The organism is Pedobacter steynii (assembly GCF_900103665.1).
Taxonomy (GTDB): Bacteria; Bacteroidota; Bacteroidia; order Sphingobacteriales; family Sphingobacteriaceae; genus Pedobacter; species Pedobacter steynii.
This window is the reverse complement of sequence record NZ_FNGY01000010.1, coordinates 42,567-61,260: the sequence shown is the minus strand read 5'-3', so window position 1 is coordinate 61,260 and position 18,694 is coordinate 42,567. Positions and strand designations below refer to the sequence as shown.

General features: G+C 41.2%; 17 protein-coding genes. 12 read left to right on the top strand and 5 right to left on the bottom strand.

Features of this window, described 5'->3' with window-relative positions; genetic code table 11:
- Nucleotides 1-43 precede the first annotated feature (43 nt).
- The 4 genes from BLQ87_RS24635 (at nucleotide 44) to BLQ87_RS24620 (ending at nucleotide 4,362) form a co-directional block, all read left to right on the top strand.
- A complete protein-coding gene (locus BLQ87_RS24635) occupies nucleotides 44-1,324 on the top strand; it encodes a replication-associated recombination protein A (protein ID WP_074611593.1) in 1,281 nt (426 codons plus the stop codon).
- A 1-nt stretch (nucleotide 1,325) separates the two neighbouring features.
- On the top strand, nucleotides 1,326-2,804 hold the full coding sequence (locus BLQ87_RS24630; RefSeq protein WP_074611592.1) for a DUF5687 family protein: 1,479 nt from the start codon (nucleotides 1,326-1,328) through the stop codon (nucleotides 2,802-2,804).
- On the top strand, nucleotides 2,801-3,499 hold the full coding sequence (locus BLQ87_RS24625) for an ABC transporter ATP-binding protein (RefSeq protein ID WP_074611591.1): 699 nt from the start codon (nucleotides 2,801-2,803) through the stop codon (nucleotides 3,497-3,499). Before BLQ87_RS24630 ends, BLQ87_RS24625 begins: the two co-directional genes overlap by 4 nt.
- Nucleotides 3,500-3,681: 182 nt before the next feature.
- Nucleotides 3,682-4,362: a YiaD family glycine zipper/OmpA-like lipoprotein gene (locus BLQ87_RS24620; RefSeq protein WP_074611590.1), complete on the top strand. Its 681-nt coding sequence runs from the start codon at nucleotides 3,682-3,684 to the stop codon at nucleotides 4,360-4,362.
- Between the two features lie 91 nt (nucleotides 4,363-4,453).
- Here the strand turns inward: BLQ87_RS24620 and BLQ87_RS24615 are convergent, their stop codons facing one another.
- The gene (locus tag BLQ87_RS24615; protein WP_074611589.1) at nucleotides 4,454-4,798 is read right to left on the bottom strand and encodes a hypothetical protein; all 345 of its coding nucleotides are present in this window, start codon (nucleotides 4,796-4,798) and stop codon (nucleotides 4,454-4,456) included.
- A 107-nt stretch (nucleotides 4,799-4,905) separates the two neighbouring features.
- Between BLQ87_RS24615 and BLQ87_RS24610 the strand changes: the two genes are divergently transcribed.
- Nucleotides 4,906-5,919 carry a Gfo/Idh/MocA family oxidoreductase gene (locus BLQ87_RS24610; RefSeq protein ID WP_074611588.1) on the top strand — a complete coding sequence of 338 codons (1,014 nt, stop codon included), beginning with the start codon at nucleotides 4,906-4,908 and terminating at the stop codon, nucleotides 5,917-5,919.
- A gap of 3 nt (nucleotides 5,920-5,922) precedes the next feature.
- On the top strand, nucleotides 5,923-6,702 hold the full coding sequence (locus BLQ87_RS24605; protein ID WP_074611587.1) for a M90 family metallopeptidase: 780 nt from the start codon (nucleotides 5,923-5,925) through the stop codon (nucleotides 6,700-6,702).
- Here the strand turns inward: BLQ87_RS24605 and BLQ87_RS24600 are convergent.
- On the bottom strand, nucleotides 6,697-7,686 hold the full coding sequence (locus BLQ87_RS24600) for an alpha/beta fold hydrolase (RefSeq protein ID WP_074611586.1): 990 nt from the start codon (nucleotides 7,684-7,686) through the stop codon (nucleotides 6,697-6,699). The genes BLQ87_RS24605 and BLQ87_RS24600 overlap by 6 nt on opposite strands.
- 86 nt (nucleotides 7,687-7,772) lie before the next feature.
- On the opposite strand from BLQ87_RS24600, the gene hutH reads away from it, so the two are divergent.
- The gene (gene hutH / locus BLQ87_RS24595; RefSeq protein ID WP_074611585.1) at nucleotides 7,773-9,260 is read left to right on the top strand and encodes a histidine ammonia-lyase; all 1,488 of its coding nucleotides are present in this window, start codon (nucleotides 7,773-7,775) and stop codon (nucleotides 9,258-9,260) included.
- A 101-nt stretch (nucleotides 9,261-9,361) separates the two neighbouring features.
- Here hutH and BLQ87_RS24590 read toward each other — a convergent pair whose 3' ends face one another.
- Nucleotides 9,362-11,662 carry a TonB-dependent receptor gene (locus tag BLQ87_RS24590; RefSeq protein ID WP_074611584.1) on the bottom strand — a complete coding sequence of 767 codons (2,301 nt, stop codon included), beginning with the start codon at nucleotides 11,660-11,662 and terminating at the stop codon, nucleotides 9,362-9,364.
- A gap of 150 nt (nucleotides 11,663-11,812) precedes the next feature.
- Nucleotides 11,813-12,148, bottom strand: a complete 336-nt coding sequence (locus BLQ87_RS33595; RefSeq protein WP_143010538.1) for a hypothetical protein — start codon at nucleotides 12,146-12,148, stop codon at nucleotides 11,813-11,815.
- Nucleotides 12,149-12,214: 66 nt separating this feature from the next.
- On the opposite strand from BLQ87_RS33595, the gene hutU reads away from it, so the two are divergent.
- The 5 genes from hutU to BLQ87_RS24565 all read left to right on the top strand — a co-directional run bounded on the left by hutU (nucleotide 12,215) and on the right by BLQ87_RS24565 (nucleotide 17,251).
- Nucleotides 12,215-13,879, top strand: a complete 1,665-nt coding sequence (gene hutU, locus BLQ87_RS24585) for a urocanate hydratase (protein ID WP_083362042.1) — start codon at nucleotides 12,215-12,217, stop codon at nucleotides 13,877-13,879.
- Between the two features lie 121 nt (nucleotides 13,880-14,000).
- The gene (locus BLQ87_RS24580; protein WP_074611583.1) at nucleotides 14,001-14,654 is read left to right on the top strand and encodes a TetR family transcriptional regulator C-terminal domain-containing protein; all 654 of its coding nucleotides are present in this window, start codon (nucleotides 14,001-14,003) and stop codon (nucleotides 14,652-14,654) included.
- A gap of 3 nt (nucleotides 14,655-14,657) precedes the next feature.
- Nucleotides 14,658-15,959, top strand: coding sequence for an ABC1 kinase family protein (locus BLQ87_RS24575; protein WP_074611582.1), 1,302 nt, complete (start codon nucleotides 14,658-14,660; stop codon nucleotides 15,957-15,959).
- Nucleotides 15,960-16,334: 375 nt separating this feature from the next.
- Nucleotides 16,335-16,727: a response regulator transcription factor gene (locus tag BLQ87_RS24570; protein WP_074611581.1), complete on the top strand. Its 393-nt coding sequence runs from the start codon at nucleotides 16,335-16,337 to the stop codon at nucleotides 16,725-16,727.
- Between the two features lie 56 nt (nucleotides 16,728-16,783).
- Complete coding sequence (locus tag BLQ87_RS24565; RefSeq protein ID WP_074611580.1) at nucleotides 16,784-17,251, top strand: nuclear transport factor 2 family protein; 468 nt, start codon at nucleotides 16,784-16,786, stop codon at nucleotides 17,249-17,251.
- A gap of 8 nt (nucleotides 17,252-17,259) precedes the next feature.
- On the opposite strand, the gene hisS is transcribed toward BLQ87_RS24565, so the two are convergent.
- Entirely contained in the window at nucleotides 17,260-18,645 is a 1,386-nt protein-coding gene (hisS, locus tag BLQ87_RS24560; RefSeq protein ID WP_074611579.1) for a histidine--tRNA ligase, read from the bottom strand.
- Nucleotides 18,646-18,694 lie beyond the last annotated feature (49 nt).

Genomic DNA, 18,694 nt, shown 5'->3' with positions numbered 1-18,694 from the left:
ATTCAGGGAGGGGATTTGCGATTAAGGTATTATCTTTACCTATATGCAAAACCTACCTCCTTTAGCAGAACGTATGCGTCCAAAAAATTTGGATGAATACGTTGGTCAGAAGCACTTAGTAGGTCCTGATGCCGTATTACGTAAAGCAATTCAAAGCGGACAGCTTCCTTCTATGATCTTTTGGGGCCCGCCCGGTGTAGGTAAAACGACATTGGCCTATATCATATCGCAAACTCTCGACCGTCCTTTTTTTAATCTTAGTGCCATCAATTCCGGGGTTAAAGATATACGGGATGTGATCGACAGAGCTGCACTGCTCAAAGACAGCCTGATGGGACTGCCAATTCTTTTTATTGATGAGATCCACCGTTTCAGCAAATCACAACAGGACAGCTTACTGGGGGCCGTAGAAAGAGGATTGGTCACTTTAATTGGTGCTACCACAGAAAACCCTTCTTTCGAGGTCATCTCCGCATTACTTTCCCGCTCGCAGGTCTATATTTTAAAATCTCTCGATGAAGAAGAGCTTTCCGGATTGCTGCAAACAGCAATCAAGCAGGATGTGGTCCTGAAGGAAAAGAAAATCACAATCAAAGAGCATGAGGCATTGATCCGCTTATCCGGTGGGGATGCAAGAAAATTATTAAACGTACTTGAAATTGCCGTTAATGGTATTGGCGGAGATAAAATCGTGCTCAAAAACGAAAATGTATTGGAGCATGCCCAGCAGAACCTGGCACTCTATGATAAAGCAGGAGAACAGCACTATGATATTATTTCGGCTTTCATTAAGTCGATCAGAGGAAGCGATCCCAATGCAGCAGTGTATTGGCTGGCAAGGATGATTGAAGGAGGAGAAGATCCGCTGTTCATCGCCCGCCGGCTGTTAATCCTTGCTTCTGAGGATATTGGGAATGCCAATCCAAATGCCTTGCTCCTGGCCAACAATTGCTTCCAGGCAGTGAATGTAATTGGTTATCCGGAGGCAAGGATTATCCTTTCTCAGGCGGTAACTTATATGGCTTCTTCCGTAAAAAGCAATGCTTCTTATGAGGCAATTAATAAAGCACAGGCCCTGGTGAAACAAACCGGGAATCTGCCTGTACCTTTACACATCAGGAATGCCCCGACCAAACTGATGAAAAACATCGGTTACGGGAAGGATTATCAATATGCGCATGGCTATGAAGGTAATTTTTCTGAGCAGGAGTATTTCCCGGAAATCCTGGCAGGCACAAAACTATATGACCCTGGGAAAAATCCCGCAGAAGATAAACTGAGAGAGAAGTTGAAACAGAACTGGAAAAATAAATACAACTATTAATATGCTGGGAACTTTTCTCGACCATCAATGGAAGGCCTTCTGGCGTTCAAAAAACAAAGGAGGAACCATTGCCACTCAAATATTTATAGGGATAATTGTGGCCTATCTTCTGGGCGTAGCCTTTTTCTTAGGCTTTAGTATGGAAGTCTTTATCACGCAGTTTTTTCCCGGAAAAGATATTTTTACCGTATTCAATGGGGTGATTCTTTATTATTTTGCGGTCGACTTTCTCATGCGCATGCAGTTACAGGAGTTGCCAACCCTGAGTGTTGTCCCCTACCTGCACCTTAAAATCCCAAAAAAGAAAATCGTAAATTTTCTAAATACAAGGGCCCTGTTTTCCGCTTTTAATGTATTACCGCTCTTTCTATTTCTGCCCTTTTGCGCAACCGCCATATCGGATGTATATGATCCTTTTACAGCGTTGATGTATGTGGTAAGTATTCTTTCCCTAACGGTTTTCAATAATTACGCAGCTTTATATATCAAAAGACGAAGCATTCAGAATTTGAAAATCGTTCCGCTAGTGTTGTTGCTCATCATCACCCTGGGACTTCTTGAATATTTTAAGGTTTTCTCTATCTCTGCGATCTCCAATCAGGTATTTGGATTTGTGACCAATTATCCGCTCGCCGGATTTGGGTTTACCCTTTTTGCAATCTTGATGTATCAACTAAATGCAAGGTATCTCCGACGTAATCTATATGTAGAGGAACTGAGTAAAAATGAAGCAAAAAAGACAAGTACAGACTACCCTTTTCTGGATCGGTTTGGAGAGACCGGCACCTTAGTAGCCCTTGAGCTTAAACTGATCCTCAGAAATAAAAGAAGCCGTTCTGCCATAACGATGAGCTTATTGTTCCTGTTCTATGGTTTCCTGTTTTATAAAAAGGAGCTGTTAGATCAGGACAAACTGGAACTCATGCTATTTGCGTCGGTATTTATGACCGGAAATTGCATCAGTATTTATGGACAGTTTATGTTCGGCTGGCAGTCTTCCCATTTTGACGGGCTGATGGCCAATAAAATAAACCTCAGAAATTTCATTAAAGCAAAGTTCCTGATGTTTACCCTCTTTTCTACTTTTACCACCTTAGTGGCTTGCTTATATGGATTCCTCAGCTGGAAAATCCTGGTGATTCAGTTTGCTGCGTATTTATACAATATAGGAATAGGAACAGTGATCGTCTTGTATTTTGCCACAAGAAATTACAGATCAATGGACCTGAGCAAAGGATCAACATTTAATTTCCAGGGAGTAGGTGCCAGTCAGTGGGTATTAGGACTTCCCTATTTTTTAGCTCCTTATGTTATACTTCTTCCTCTCTCCTTATCGGGATCTCCATACTGGGGCTTCATCGCATTAGGGGCTTGCGGATTAACGGCCTGCTTAACCCGTGAATTCTGGGTTGGTTTTATAGTAAATGAGTTTAATAAGAGAAAACACAAGATTACCGAGGGCTTTAGAGAGAAATCATGATTTTAGAAATTTCAAAATTACAAAAGACATACGGTAACAGAACCGTTGTAAACATTAACGATTTACAGATTAATGCAGGCGAAACTGTTGGGATCGTGGGTAATAATGGTGCTGGAAAAACAACGTTATTCAGAATGTTACTTGACCTGATTCGCCCGGATCAGGGAGAAATCTTATCTAAGGGGGAACAGGTAGCGCATGATGGCCAATGGAAAGATTATACCGCTTCTTACCTTGATGAAGGTTATCTGATCGATTACCTGACTTCAGAAGAGTATTTTGTATTTATTGGAAGCCTGCACAAGATGAGTGTTGCCCATGTGATGGATTACCTGGAGCAGTTTCATGAGTTTTTTAATGGAGAGATTCTGGATAAAGGGAAGTACATACGGGATTTTTCAAAAGGCAATCAGAATAAGGTAGGCATTGCCGCAGCATTGATGCAGGCGCCCGAGTTACTGGTATTGGATGAGCCTTTCGCTAACCTGGATCCGACTACGCAAATCAGATTAAAGGCACTGATCAAATCATTGAAACAGGAGCGGAACATGACCACCCTGATCTCCAGTCATGACCTGAATCATGTGACAGATGTTTGCGACCGGATTATTCTCATGGAAAAAGGATTGATCATTAAAGATCTCCGCACCAATGAAAATACTTTGATGGAATTGGAAGCCTATTTTTCCGGATAAAACAGAAATCCTTATTTCCAGTTGTACAGAATTGTAGTCAGTGTTTGATTGGCAGCTCCGCTAAAATGACCTTTTGACCGACATTTGAGTGTTAAAATATTCACATGACACAATAATTTTACAAAACAATAAGATTGGCATCAGGTTTGATTAAAGCTCTGAGTAAAATAAATAATAAGATTATGATTACTTCAAAATTTAAAATAGCAACATTTAGTATCGCTTTAGCCATGGGTGCAATGACATTTCAAGGTTGCGATAGTTTAACTAAAACCCAAAAAGGAGCTGGTATCGGTGCTGCTGCAGGTGGTGTTCTAGGTGCTATTATAGGCAAAAAAGCAGGTAATACTGCCGTTGGAGCTATCATTGGTGCCGCTGTAGGTGGTACTGCCGGTGGATTTATTGGAAAAAGAATGGACAAACAAGCTGCTGAGATTCAAAATGCAATCCCTAATGCTGAAGTAATCCGTGAAGGAGAAGGTATCATTGTTAAATTTGATAGCGGTATCCTATTTGGTTTTGATAAATCTGACTTAACAGCTGCAGCAAAAACAAACATCCAATCTTTGGCTGGCTCGATCAATCAATATCCTGGAACAGACATTAAAGTAATTGGTCATACTGATAATAAAGGTACAGAGACTTATAACATGAGCCTTTCTGAAAGAAGAGCTGCTGCGGTTAAAGCTTATGCAGTTTCTCAGGGCGTTCCTTCTTCACGTTTAATCACGGTAGGAAAAGGTTTCTCTGAACCAATTGCAGACAATACTACTGACGCAGGAAGAGCTGCTAACCGTAGGGTTGAAGTAGTTATCGTTGCTAACGATCAATTGAAACAACAAGCCAAACAACAAGGCAAATAACACGCACATTTACATCTACCTATAAAAACGAAAACCCGTCGTACTCAGTACTTCGGGTTTTTTATTGTATTTTATTTTTCGGGTTCTTATTTTAAGAATAGATGTCCTCAAAATAATGGATCGCCAGAGATTTTAAGAGTAACTCCTGCTCCATCATTGCAAATGAAGGGACGGGTTTTACCAGTTTCCAATGTGGCCATCCATCCTGATCCAGTCCTTCCAGTTCATAGAATCCCATTTCACTTAACAAACGGCAGGTAGCGATATGCATCAGCTCCTCCTTTTGACGTTTACTGTACTTGCCAGGTCCTTTGCCCAATTCCTGCACACCGATTAAAAATAGCATGACCTTTAAATCGGGGATATCAGAATCGAACTCCTGAGCTATCTTTTGTTGCAAAACTTTCCATTTCGCGTGTATTTCTGCAGGTTTCATGCGACAAAGATACAAATTAGCTTTTGTGCTTTATTACATTAAGATTAAGCGTTAAGTAAACCGTTTTTGTTATTTTTAGCGTAATAAAAGCAGCAAACAGATTACTTATGGAAAAAGAAATAATAACAGGGCTGATGGCCTATGGAATGTCAGGAAAAGTCTTTCACGCTCCATTTGTACATGCCCATCCTGGTTTTAAACTACATGCAATAACAGAGAGAAACCATAAGCATGCAGAAAACGATTATCCTGGAATCATCAGTTATAACAGCATTGACGAATTAATCGGAGATGAAAAGATTGAGCTGATCATCATCAATACGCCAAACAATACGCATTACGACTACGCCAAAAAAGCATTGGCTGCTGGAAAACATATTTTAGTAGAAAAACCTTTCGCCGCCAGCTCTGCGGAAGCAAAAGAAATTTTTAACCTTGCAAAACAGCTGGATAAAAAAGTGCTTTTCTATCAAAACAGAAGATGGGATAGCGATTTTACCGCAGTACGCCAGGTCATTGAAAGTGGAAAATTAGGGAAGCTGAGTGAGGTTCATTTCCGTTACGACAGATACCGCTCTACTATCGGAGTAAAAAGCTTTAAAGAAGAGCCGGTAGCAGCGAGTGGCCTTATGTATGATCTTGGGCCGCATTTGCTGGATCAGGCCTTAAGCATTTTCGGAAAGCCGGATTCTTTTCATAAAATTTTAGGAAAGAACCGTGTAGATACAAAGGTGGATGATTATTTTTCTATTCACCTGAGCTACCCAAATAGCGTCAATGTATTTGTTCATTCCAATATGATGGTGGTAGATGCTTTACCAGCTTTTGTGATCAATGGCACCAATGGTTCTTTACATAAAGTAAGAGCGGATTCCCAGGAAGAGCAATTGCTGAAAGGGATGAAAGTTTCTGATCCTGCTTATGGCTTTGAAGCCGTCGGAACCGAAGGAAAGCTGACCTTAATTGATGAACAGGGAAACAAAACGAAACAGGACATTCCATCTTTAAGAGGAAGCTACCTGCCCCTGTTTGAAGCCGTATACCAAAGCATCGCTCATCAGCAAACTTACCCGGTAACCGAGGAACAAGTGATTACTCAACTGGAAATCCTCGAAGCTTAATCTATGCAGGCCTTTTTTATCCTTATTCCGATCCTTTTACTGGTGATCTATTTCATCTTCAGAAAAGATAACCATAAAAATTATGTGAGCCTTAGTGAGGCCGACAAACAACTGCTATTCCAGCATGTGACCTATTACCAGCACCTGACGGTAGATGACCGAATCAGATTTGAGCACAGAATCTCTGCCTTTTTGAGCGGGATACATGTGGAAGGCGTGGGTACCCCCATCACGGTATTGGATAAACTGCTGATTGCATCGAGTGCAGTGATCCCCGTCTTTGGCTTTGAAGACTGGAGATATGATAACCTGACGAACGTACTGTTGTATCCGGATACCTTTAATAAAGACTTTCAGTATGAAGGAGGAGACCGGAATATCCTGGGTATGGTGGGAACCGGTTATATGAACGGACAAATGATCTTATCGAGATCAGCATTGCAGCAAGGCTTTTCCAATGCAGCAGACAAGGAGAATACCGCCATCCATGAATTTGTACACCTGGTGGATAAATCAGACGGGGCAACAGATGGGGTTCCGGAAAACCTGATGAAACATGAGTACACCATCCCATGGATCAAAATGATCCATGAGGAGATGCATAAAATTGAACAGGGAAAATCAGACATTAACCCTTATGCGATTACCAATGAGGCAGAGTTTTTTGCCGTGGTATCGGAGTATTTCTTTGAGAAACCAGATCAGTTCAAATCGAAACATCCGGAGCTTTATGACAGCTTGTCCATGATGTTTTTACAGGACCTGGCAAAAAAAGAACTATAAACTGCCCAATAAGGCAACGTTGAATTCTGTGGGTATTTCTATATGAGGGATGTGCCCACAGCCTTCAAATTCAACAATCTTGGCACCTGGGATTTTCGCCGCAGTTTGCTTTCCAAGGAAGCGGTATTGTCCATGTAAAGCTTGCTGATCCGGGCTGAGTAAGCCTTTTCCTACGATGGTCTTGTCTTCCTTACCGATAAACAATATGGTAGGAACACGGACATTGATAAACTCATGTACGACCGGTTGCTCATAGATCATGGTAAAAGTCATTGCGGCAACCCTGGCCCATCTTGGGAAATCAGCGCTATTGGTTACCCCTCCGGCAATACGGACCAATTCATCATATTCTGGTTTCCAAACGGTAAAGTAAGAACTCTGGTAGTATTTTTTAGTGCTCTCGGCAGTGGCTTTTAACTCTGTTTTATATTGATCGTCTGTACTTACATAAGGAATAAAACTCCTGTAATCTTCCAGTCCGATTGGGTTTTCCAATAATAATTTCTCTGTACTTTCCGGATATAATAAGGCAAACCGGGTAGCCAGCATTCCTCCCATAGAATGACCAAGGATACTGGCTTTTTGAATGCCTAGGGTATCGAGCAATGCTTTATTCCAACGGGCCATCTGGTGAAAACTATAATGAATGAAGGCTTTTGAGGATTTCCCAAAACCAATCTGGTCAGGAACAATTACCCTGAATCCTCTTTCTCTTAATGCTTTAATGGTATTTGTCCAGTAATACCCTCCAAAGTTCTTCCCATGCAAGAGCACAACCGTTCTTCCGTTTGGTGCATTCAGCGGTGCAACATCCATATAGGCCATCCGCAAGTCCTGCCCTTCTGTATGGATTGGGAAATATTTTACGGGATAATTGTATTTAACATTTTCTAAAGTGATAGACAAAGTATCCGTTTGCTGGGCTCTGACAGCTGTTGCGGCAAAAAGTAATAAAAAGTAAAGTGAGATTTTCTGGTAGAACATAGATGAGATTTTAGGAAAAAACAATAAAAGGGATCGAAAGTTCTAAACTTAAGCATTATTTATAATTTTGCAGAAATATAAAAAGTATGAGCACTTACCAAATAGGTTTGGAAAGATTATCACTGTCGCAAATTGCAGAGATCATCACAGAAAAACAAACCCTACAATTATCCGATGCGGCCCTTGCTAAAATAGAAAAATGCAGAAACTATCTGGACGACAAACTTAAACGTCACGATGGCCCTATATATGGAATCAATACCGGATTTGGTTATTTACAAAATGTAGAGATCGAATCTGAGAAACTTTCTCAGCTACAACACAACCTGTTACTATCGCATGCTTGCGGAACAGGAGAAGAAGTATCCCCTGACATTGTACGCTTAATGTTGCTGCTGAAAATACAGTCCCTGAGCTATGGCCATTCTGCAATTGCACTAACGACTGTTCAGCGTCTTGTGGATTTTTACAACAATGATATCTTACCTGTGATCTATACCCAGGGTTCTTTAGGCGCTTCCGGCGACCTTGCCCCTCTTGCCCACCTGGCATTGCCATTAATTGGAGAAGGTATAGTGCTTTATAAAGGGGTAAAAACCAGTACTAAAGACCTATATCAGACTTTAGGATGGGAAACCTTAAAACTTCAGTCGAAAGAAGGTCTGGCACTGATCAATGGCACCCAGTTTATGAGTTCTTATGGCGTTTTTTGCTTGCTTAAAGCACAAAGCCTGGCGAAATGGGCGGATGCCATTGCAGCGATCTCTATAGATGGATTTGATTGTAGAATTGATCCTTTTGATACTTTTAGTCATGTCATCAGACCACATGCGGGACAGGTACATACGGCACAAAATATCAGCAAATGGCTAAGTGGAAGTGAGCTGATCAAACGTGAAGGAAAACAAACCCAGGATCCATATTCTTTCCGCTGTGTACCTCAGGTCCATGGTGCAAGTAAAGACAGCATCAATTATATACAGTCTGTTTTTGAAACAGAAATCAATTCCGTAACGGATAATCCAAATGTATTTCCGGATGAAGACCGCATCATCTCTGCAGGTAACTTTCATGGTCAGCCTTTGGCCTTAACTTTAGATTTTCTATGTATTGCGCTTGCTGAATTCGGATCTATTTCCGAAAGAAGAACCTTCCAGTTGATTTCAGGACAAAGGGGATTACCTCCATTCCTGGTAAAAGATGCAGGTTTAAACTCAGGTTTGATGATTACGCAATATACCGCGGCATCGATTGCCAGTGAAAACAAACAACTGTGCACACCGGCATCAGTAGACAGCATCGTTTCCAGCAACGGGCAGGAAGATCACGTGAGTATGGGTGCAAATGCGGCAACGAAATGCCTGCGGGTAGTGAACAACCTGGAAAGAATTTTAGCAATTGAATTGTTAACCGCAGCACAGGCATTGGATTTAAGAAAACCTTTGGCTTCTTCTCAGGCTATTGAAGCATTGATTGCCAATTATAGAAAAGTAGTTTCTTTTAATGATGCAGATCGTTTACTAGCGACAGACATTGCGGCTTCTGTAACCTTCCTAAGGACAGAAAAGATTTAATACTTCCCTCATAAGGAGGTCTATACCCTTTTATTTTGAAAAAAAAGAGCCGGTAGTACAAATTGTGCTACCGGCTCTTTTTGATCTAAAACTACGTTCTTCTACATAAAAGGAACATTGATTCCGAAAGTAACATTACGTCCTGTATTGTAAATACCGGCAGGTTTATACCTGCTCAGGTGGTTATAATATTTTTTATCCAGCAGATTCTGCCCTGTCACCCATAGATTCAGTTTCCCCTTCTTAGTATTGATAGATGCTCCTATTCCTGCATCCAACAAAGTATAACCGTCCGTTTGTGTTTCAAAACTATCAAAACGCGCCTGTTTTAATACATTACTTACCCCAACTTTAACATAGCTACCGGCAAGACCTTTAATATTTGGTTCAAAGCGCAATTCATTGTTAATAGATGCGGCAGGAATAAAGGGCAGCGGAGAATCATCAGCACGGTTAATTCCCCTTACGTAAGCAAAGGAATTTTCAAAGTGTAGTGATTTCACGAGGTGAAAGTCCATAGAAGCTTCACCACCGATCAAGTCTGCTTTCGTTTGTACAAATCGGTAAACAGGCAAAGTTTCTACTTCACCGGCCTCATTGGTCAGATCTTTTGTTTCTTTATTGAAGTTTCCCGGATAGATGTAATTAAAGATTCTGTTCGCATAAGCATTCAATCCGAAAGTCACATATTTAGCCGTATACTCTAATCCAAGGTCAAACTGTAAACTGGTTTCCTGTTTTAGCTTGCTATTTCCGATTTCATACCTGAACGTTCCCTCATGACGACCATTTGCTGCAAGTTCTGCAATATTTGGCGCTCTGAATCCCGACCCTGCATTTCCTTTTAATACCAGGTTTTTGGCCACCTCATAAGCAAAACCTATGGAACCGGAAACATTAGAGAATTTGTTATCAAAACCATTAAATACTTGCTCCCCATCTACAGAAAGGTCCTGACCATTTACTTTTTTGTAGTCATAGCGAGCACCGATATTGACCGCTCCTTTTTCAAAATTGCGTTTCAGGTATACAAAGGCACCAATGTTATTGCTGTTATAATCCGGGATCAGGAATTCATCACCCTTATTGACATTCTTCTGATACATGCCCTGAACGCCAATTGCTGGTTCCCACTTACCGGCATTCGGAAAGTAATATTTTACGTCATAAGTATAAGAGTTCAGGTTTAAATTCAAACCGGGCTCAGCAGCACTTTCTTCAAATTCCTTTCTCATGTTCCGCTGAAAAGCAAAAGTGGTTTTCAATTGTCCTTTGCCAAGGATGAAATTACTGTTCAATGCCGCGCGGTAATGGTTAATGTTCTGAAAAGGTAAGCCTAATCTTCTTTGCTGTGCTTCTGCTTTTGTAATGACCTCTCCATCTTCATTCACAAAATTACCGTCCTCGTTAGGTCCATCTTCTACAAGACCTATATTGGTATGGAAACGGGAAAAGGTCAGGTGAGAATATCCCCAGCTCTTATTTAGCCCCACCATTCCGTTGAGGTTAAATTCGTTAAATCCGGAGTTCGGAACCGTTGTATTTTTATAAGCAAAGCCATAGGCGTTTTTATAAGATACACGACCGCGGTATACAAATCCGTTGTCATTTCCCTGCATCATCAGCGAAGAGGCGCTAAGGCCATTATTAGTTCCATAAGAAGTGGTAAAATCTCCGTTGAACACTCCCGGAGGAGGAACAAGATCATCAATGATATTAATAACCCCACCTAAAGCGTCTGATCCATAAAGCAAACTCGCAGGTCCTTTTAAAATCTCCACTCTTGCTGCCGAAAACTGATCTACCTCAATCCCGTGTTCGTCACCCCATTGCTGGGCTTCCTCTCTTGCGCCGTCTACCATTGTCAGCACCCTGTTATAACCTAGTCCTCGGATAGTCGGCTTAGAAATCGCACCTCCTGTACTGACTTGCGAAACACCCGGAATTCTGGAAATCGCGTCTACCAGGTTTGTTCCTCCGGCCTGAGCCAGCTTATCTTTTCCAACGGTAACCACAGATAAACTGTTGGTTTTATTATTGGAACTGAAAGGAGATCCGGTAATCACGACTTCTGCGCTCTCTATGACTGAAGATTCCATCGCAATACTTAAGGTATTGATGGTCGCAAGGTCTACCATTTGAGAATGGGTTTTATATCCGACAAAGCGGACTTCCATCAGGAACCTTCCTTTTGAAGGGATATTTTTTAAAGTAAACTCTCCCTTACTGTTAGTGGTGGTTACTGCTTTTAAATCACTTATATATATCGTGGCGCCAACCAAAGGCTCCTGAGTACTGCCATCGGTAATCTTACCTTTAACTTCTGAAAGGTCTGCCGCAAAGCTGCTTGCAGAAAAAAAAGTATATAATAGAACAACCAATACAAGGTGTATTTTTTTCATGTGTGTTTTTATTTATCGGCAATAAGCCAATGATTCAATAGATGTATAGAATGAAAACTGCCAAATATAAATTCAGCGCCCGGGCATATAAAATGCACACATCAGTGTACGCGAATTTATATGCTCAGGATAACAATAAAAAAAAATTGATTAGGCTGTTGGGGGTCCACGGAGTGAGGAGCCAATAAGTTCAGTATAAGAACCGCTAACTAAAGCGTAATATTTTGACAGGTTTCTGATTTCCAGGAATACCTGAAAATGAGTGTATTCATGAAGGTAGTTTTTCTCGAAATGTGCTGCACAAACCAAACAGGTCTCGGTATGGTTACTAACGTGTAATTTGTGGGTACAGGTTTTCTCGTTTTTTAGACACTGAGGTGCTTCATCGTGATGATGTAAAGCCCCGAAAGGAGTCAATGCGATAGCAAATACCCATAGCAAAGCTATAGATATGATGCGGTTGATATGTTGCTGACTCTTTTTCAAATTTAAAGGCTAAAAATACTCAATTTCGTATAAATACATACATTTGTTTTATAACATTGCCCTTATATGACTTCAAATATGGATTTTAGTTTAGATTTAAGTAAAAAACAAACCCCAACAGGAAATACATTAACCTGTAAAGGATGGGTACAGGAAGCGGCATTACGTATGCTCCTGAACAACCTTGACCCGGAAGTAGCCGAACGTCCGGAAGATCTGATCGTTTATGGCGGTCGCGGTAAAGCTGCCAGAAACAAGGAAGCTTTAGCATTGATCGTAAAAGCACTACAAAATTTAGAAGATACAGAGACCTTACTCATTCAATCGGGAAAACCGGTGGGTGTATTGCCAACACATAAAGATGCACCAAGAGTATTGATCTCCAATTCTCAACTGGTTCCAAAATGGGCAACTCAACAACATTTTGATGAACTGGAAGATAAAGGACTGATGATGTATGGCCAGATGACCGCAGGGTCATGGATCTATATCGGTTCCCAGGGAATTGTACAGGGAACATATGAAACGTATGCTGCTTTAGCACGCAAACATTTCGACAGTAACCTGAAAGGCACCTTAAATGTAACTGCCGGACTCGGTGGAATGGGTGGTGCACAACCGCTTGCCATCACCATGAACCAAGGTGTTTGTCTCGCTGCTGATGTAGAAGAATGGCGCATTCAAAAACGCCTGGAGACCCGTTACATTGATGAAATTGAACATGATATCGATACGGCTATTGATAAAGCCTTACAATATAAGAAAGACGGAAAGGCCATCTCCATCGGAGTGGTATGTAATGCGGTGGAATTGTTGCAAAGATTAATCGACCGCAACATTACACCGGACACTTTAACCGACCAGACTTCTGCCCATGATCCACTAATCGGTTATTTCCCGGAAGGACTCAGCGTTGCTGAAGCCAATAAATTACGCGTTGAAAATGCAGAGGAATATGTGAAACAGTCTTATGCCACCATGGCAAAACATGTGGAGCAAATGCTGGAACTACAAAAACGCGGTGCCATCACTTTTGACTACGGAAACAACCTTCGCGGAAGGGCATTGGAAGCTGGGGTTAAAAATGCATTTGATTTCCCTGGCTTTGTTCCTGCCTATATCCGCCCTTTATTTTGTGAAGGAAAAGGACCTTTCCGCTGGGCTGCATTAAGTGGAGATCCACAGGATATTTATGAAACGGATAAACTGATTCTGGAACTTTTCCCTGAAAATGAAAGTCTGAAACAATGGATTACCATGGCACAGGAACGCATTGCCTTCCAGGGCTTGCCGGCACGTATCTGCTGGCTGGGACAAGGCGAAAGAGAAAAAGCAGGTTTGGCATTTAATAAACTGGTAGCTGATGGAAAAGTAAAAGCACCGTTGGTGATTGGCAGAGATCACCTCGACACAGGTTCTGTAGCTTCTCCAAACCGGGAAACTGAAGCCATGCTGGACGGTTCTGACGCCGTAGCCGACTGGCCGATTTTAAATGCGTTGATCAATACTGCCGGTGGCGCAAGCTGGGTTTCTTTACACCATGGTGGCGGCGTTGGAATCGGTTATTCCATCCATGCAGGAATGGTGATCGTTGCCGATGGAACCGAAGATGCAGCAATCAGAATCAAGCGTGTCTTACACAATGACCCTGCAATGGGGGTGATCAGACATGCTGATGCAGGATACGACATTGCAAAAGATACTTTACGCAAGCACAGACTAGGTCTTTAGACCTTTCTTCTTTTTTATCTGTCTTTATTTTTTATTACAAAACGATGATGGAATAATGAACTAAATTGAGCGGTCTGCGAAACTAAGCAGACCGCTTTAACGTTTATTAAAATAAAAAGAAATGGCAACGGCTCAGCAAATTAAGAATGCGTACATCGATTATGTACTCATCAATGATGAAAAACCAAAATCAGTATACAGTTTCGTTAAGAAATTAAAGATTACAGAGGCTGATTTTTATGAATTCTACGCTTCTTTTGAAAGTATTGAAAAGAACATCTGGGTAGAACTCACCCTGGAAACGATCAGTGCGATTGAGGAACAGGAAGTCTGGAACCAGTATTCATCCCGCGAGAGAATCCTTGCCTTCTTCTACAGCTATGTGGAAGTTTTGAAGAAACAAAGAAGTTTCATTATCTATACCCTTAAATCTCATGTCAGTAAATTCAGTACACCAGATGCTTTATCAGGTGTAAAACCAATATTTGAGAACTTCGCCGAAGAAATCATTAATGAAGGTCTGGAAAGTGGGGAATTGGCCGACCGTAAATTCTTAAGTAAAAAATATAAAGATGCAGTATGGCTGCAGTTCGGTTTTATTCTCAATTTCTGGATCAATGACAACAGCGCCGGCTTTGAAAAAACAGATGAGGCCATTGAAAAAGGCATCAATGTGACCTTCGACCTTTTTGAACGCTCTCCATTGGACAATCTACTGGAATATGGGAAATTTCTTTCCAGAAATGGCAAATTCAAGGAAAAGATGGGGCTATAACTCATGAAAGAACAAGAAAGTATTCCGGTAACGAAGGGACAAAGATCTGCAAAGTTTGTAAAAACGGGTATTCAGATTGGTGGCAATTACATCAAGCATTATTCAAAAAAATTATTCAACCCTAGCCTGAGCAGGGATGAACTGAATGAGGACAATGCAACCGACATTTATAAATCACTCAGTGAACTTAAAGGAAGTGCTTTAAAGATTGCGCAAATGCTGAGCATGGATAAAAATATACTGCCTAAATCTTATGTCGACAAGTTTACCCAATCTCAGTACAATGCGCCTCCCCTTTCCGGTCCGCTGATTGTCCGGACTTTTAGTAAGAACTTTGGCAAGACACCCGATCAGATCTACGATAAGTTTAATATTCATTCCAGTAATGCGGCTTCTATCGGGCAGGTACATCAGGCAGAACTGGATGGCAAAACACTGGCCATCAAAATTCAATATCCCGGAGTGGGCGATAGCATCTCTTCAGACCTGAAACTCGTAAAGCCCTTTGCTTTCCGGCTATTGGGAATGAGTGAAAAAGACCTCAATATTTATATCAAAGAAGTAGAGGAAAGGCTGTTGGAAGAGACAGATTATGAACTGGAAGTCAGAAGATCAATTGAATTCTCTGAGGCTTGCAAACACCTGAGCAATGTGGTCTTTCCAAAGTATTACCCAGCACTGTCCGGAAAGCGGATTATCACCATGGACTGGATCGAAGGCTTACACCTGAAAGAATTTTTAAAAACAAACCCTTCACAGGAACTTCGCAATAAAATTGGTCAGGCTTTGTGGGATTTTTATAATTTCCAGCAACACGAGCTCAGAGCAGTACATGCGGATCCGCATCCAGGTAATTTTATGATCACTTCCGATGAAAAGTTAGGGGTCATTGATTTTGGCTGTATCAAAGAAATGCCGGATGATTTTTACTATCCGTTTTTCTCCCTGATTTCCACAGATGTGATCAAAGATAAAGCAAAGACCATTGCAGCCTTCCGCAAACTGGACATGATTCATAAAGAGGATACGGAAAGCCAGATTGAATTCTACTATAAAGCATATCGGGAAATGATTGAACTGTTTGCCCGTCCATATACGAGCAAAACATTTGATTTCAGTAAACCTGAATTCTTTGAACAACTCTATGCTTATGCGGAAAAGGTAGCCACTATGCCCGAATTTAAGCAGGCCAGAGGCGTTAAACACTTCATCTATGTAAATCGCACCAACTTTGGATTATATACAATTCTACAGGAGTTAAAATCGATCGTCAACACAGACACCTTCCAACCACATCTTAAATGAAAATATTATCGACGGGTGCCAACGGTTATATTGGCACCCGTCTATTGCCTCTTTTTTTTAGAACAGGGTCTGGTTGGTAGGCGATGTTCCCCTTCCATCTTTTTCTTTTTAAAGGTATGGCCAGACAAATCACGCTTTTTAAAGCGCAATAAAAAAGGCACAATCGCCACAATTGCACCTTTTCTCTAACCTAAAACTTATATATAAGACGGTCTTAAACACAAAAGGTTTCATTTTTATTTATATTTCTTTCGATAATTCCTCCATTTGTCCGATAGCAGGATATTTACAGAAACTTGTTTATAAAAATCAAATAATATATGAACAAGCCGATCTTGTTAAATATATTTGTATTCCATAAAACACATCCTGATTTTGGCAAAAAGCTCTAAGACTCAAAAAAACATACTTGTCATTGAAGACAATCACGCCATCCTTGATGTCATCACGTTAATCCTTCAAAGTGAGGCTTACAAGGTTACTGGTCTGAATAAAAGCGCAGATATGATGATGCATATCGAACAGCTTAGACCTGATCTGGTTATTCTTGATATTATGCTTCCTGATGGAGACGGCAGGGAATTATTAACCCAACTTCGGTCTGAAGCCAGTACGGAAGATATTCCGGTGCTCATGATCTCCGCGAGATATACGGAGGAGAATATTCAGCATGGCGCTTTCAAACCAAATGGATTTCTCGCCAAGCCTTTTGATATTGACGATCTTCTGGATAGGATTGAAGGTATTCTTGCCGGAAAAGTTTATTAATCCAGACCATCGGTTCCTGTTAAATTCGTATCTTAAACTCAAATTACCGAAACGATATGAATGCCAACGAAGCGCTCATCACCAAGTTCTATACTGCCTTTCAAAATAAAGACATCTCCACAATGCAGGAATGCTACAGCGATCAGGCAACGTTCAGTGATGCAGCATTTATAGACCTCAATGCCACACAAGTTCGCGCCATGTGGGCAATGTTGATTAAAGGTGGAAAAGACATGCGTGTAGAGTTCAGCAATATCAGGGCTGATGAGCATGGTGCAAAAGCACACTGGGATGCTTACTATACTTTTTCAGCAACGGGAAGAAAAGTTTTAAATCAAATCGACGCCAGCTTTATCATTGAAAACGGCAAAATTGTGAAGCATACCGACCACTTTGACTTTTATACCTGGTCAAAACAGGCATTGGGACTTCCGGGACTTTTATTGGGATGGACTTCTTTCCTAAAAAACAAGGTAAGAAAGCAGGCCAGCGCTAAACTGGCTGCTTATATGGCAAAAGAATAATCAGAAGATTAATCCTTGATTTTTTCGATGATGGTTTCCAGGGATAATTTATCCTGTTGTCCGCTCTGCATGTCTTTTAACGTTAGTGCTCCGCTTTGCATTTCGTCGCTGCCAATCAGAATTACATAAGGGATATTCTTTGCATCTGCATAGCTCATTTGTTTTTTAAGCTTCGCCGCACTTGGATATAATTCAGCAGCGATACCTGCATTTCTCAATTGCTGAACAATTGGCAGGGCATATAATTCAGCAGCTTCATCAAAGTTACTGATCAGGACTTTCGTTCCCGCAGCAACAGACTCCGGGAAAAGGTTAAGTTCCAATAATACGTCATAGATACGGTCTGCACCGAAAGAGATGCCGACTCCGGTTAAACCTTTCAGGCCAAACATTCCGGTCAGGTCATCATAACGACCACCCCCACCGATGCTTCCCATTGCAGCTTCATTGGTTTTTACCTCAAAAATACAGCCTGTATAATAATTTAAACCACGTGCCAGGGTAATGTCCAGCTCGAGGTCAGGGCTAAACGCCGGATTAGACTGCAGTAATCCTTTTAAATATTTAAAGACAGTTTCTATCTCTGCAATACCGCTCATTCCGGTAGCAGAATCCGCAAGTACCGTACGCAGGCTATTTAATTTTTCTTCGTTACTTCCCTGCAATAAAATCACGGGTTTCAATTTCTCCAAATCAGCTTCCGTGAATCCACGTTCCAGCAATTCTTTACTTACACCATCCAAACCAATCTTGTCCAGTTTATCAATCGCGACCGTCATGTCGATAATCAACTCTGGCTTACCAATAATTTCAGCAATTCCTGATAATATTTTACGGTTATTGAGTTTGATGGTAAAATCTTTCAGGCCGAGGTTACTTAAGGCTTCCTGATAGATCAAGACAAACTCCGCTTCATTTAATAAACTATCCGATCCTACCACATCCACATCACACTGATAGAACTCTCTGTAGCGACCTTTCTGTGGCCGGTCAGCTCTCCACACCGGCTGAACCTGGAAGCGCTTAAAAGGCAGAGAAATGTCATTCTGGTGCATCACCACGTAACGGGCAAAAGGCACGGTTAAATCATATCTCAATGCTTTCTCACTGATGGATGAAATCAGCTTCTGAGAATTAGCGTTGGCCAGTAATTCCGGATTTGCTTTAGAAAGAAAATCTCCGCTGTTTAAAATCTTAAAGATCAGCTTATCTCCTTCATCTCCGTATTTACCTGTTAAAGTACTCAGGTTTTCCATGGTTGGCGTTTGTATTTCGGCATATCCGTATTTTTTAAATACCGTTTTAATGGTATCAAAAATATGATTGCGTTTGACCATTTCCTGAGGTGAAAAATCACGGGTTCCTTTAACTAGAGAAGGTTTAATATTCGACATAGCGACAAAAGTACAAAAAGTAACAGGCATAAAAAAAGCTGCCGAAGCA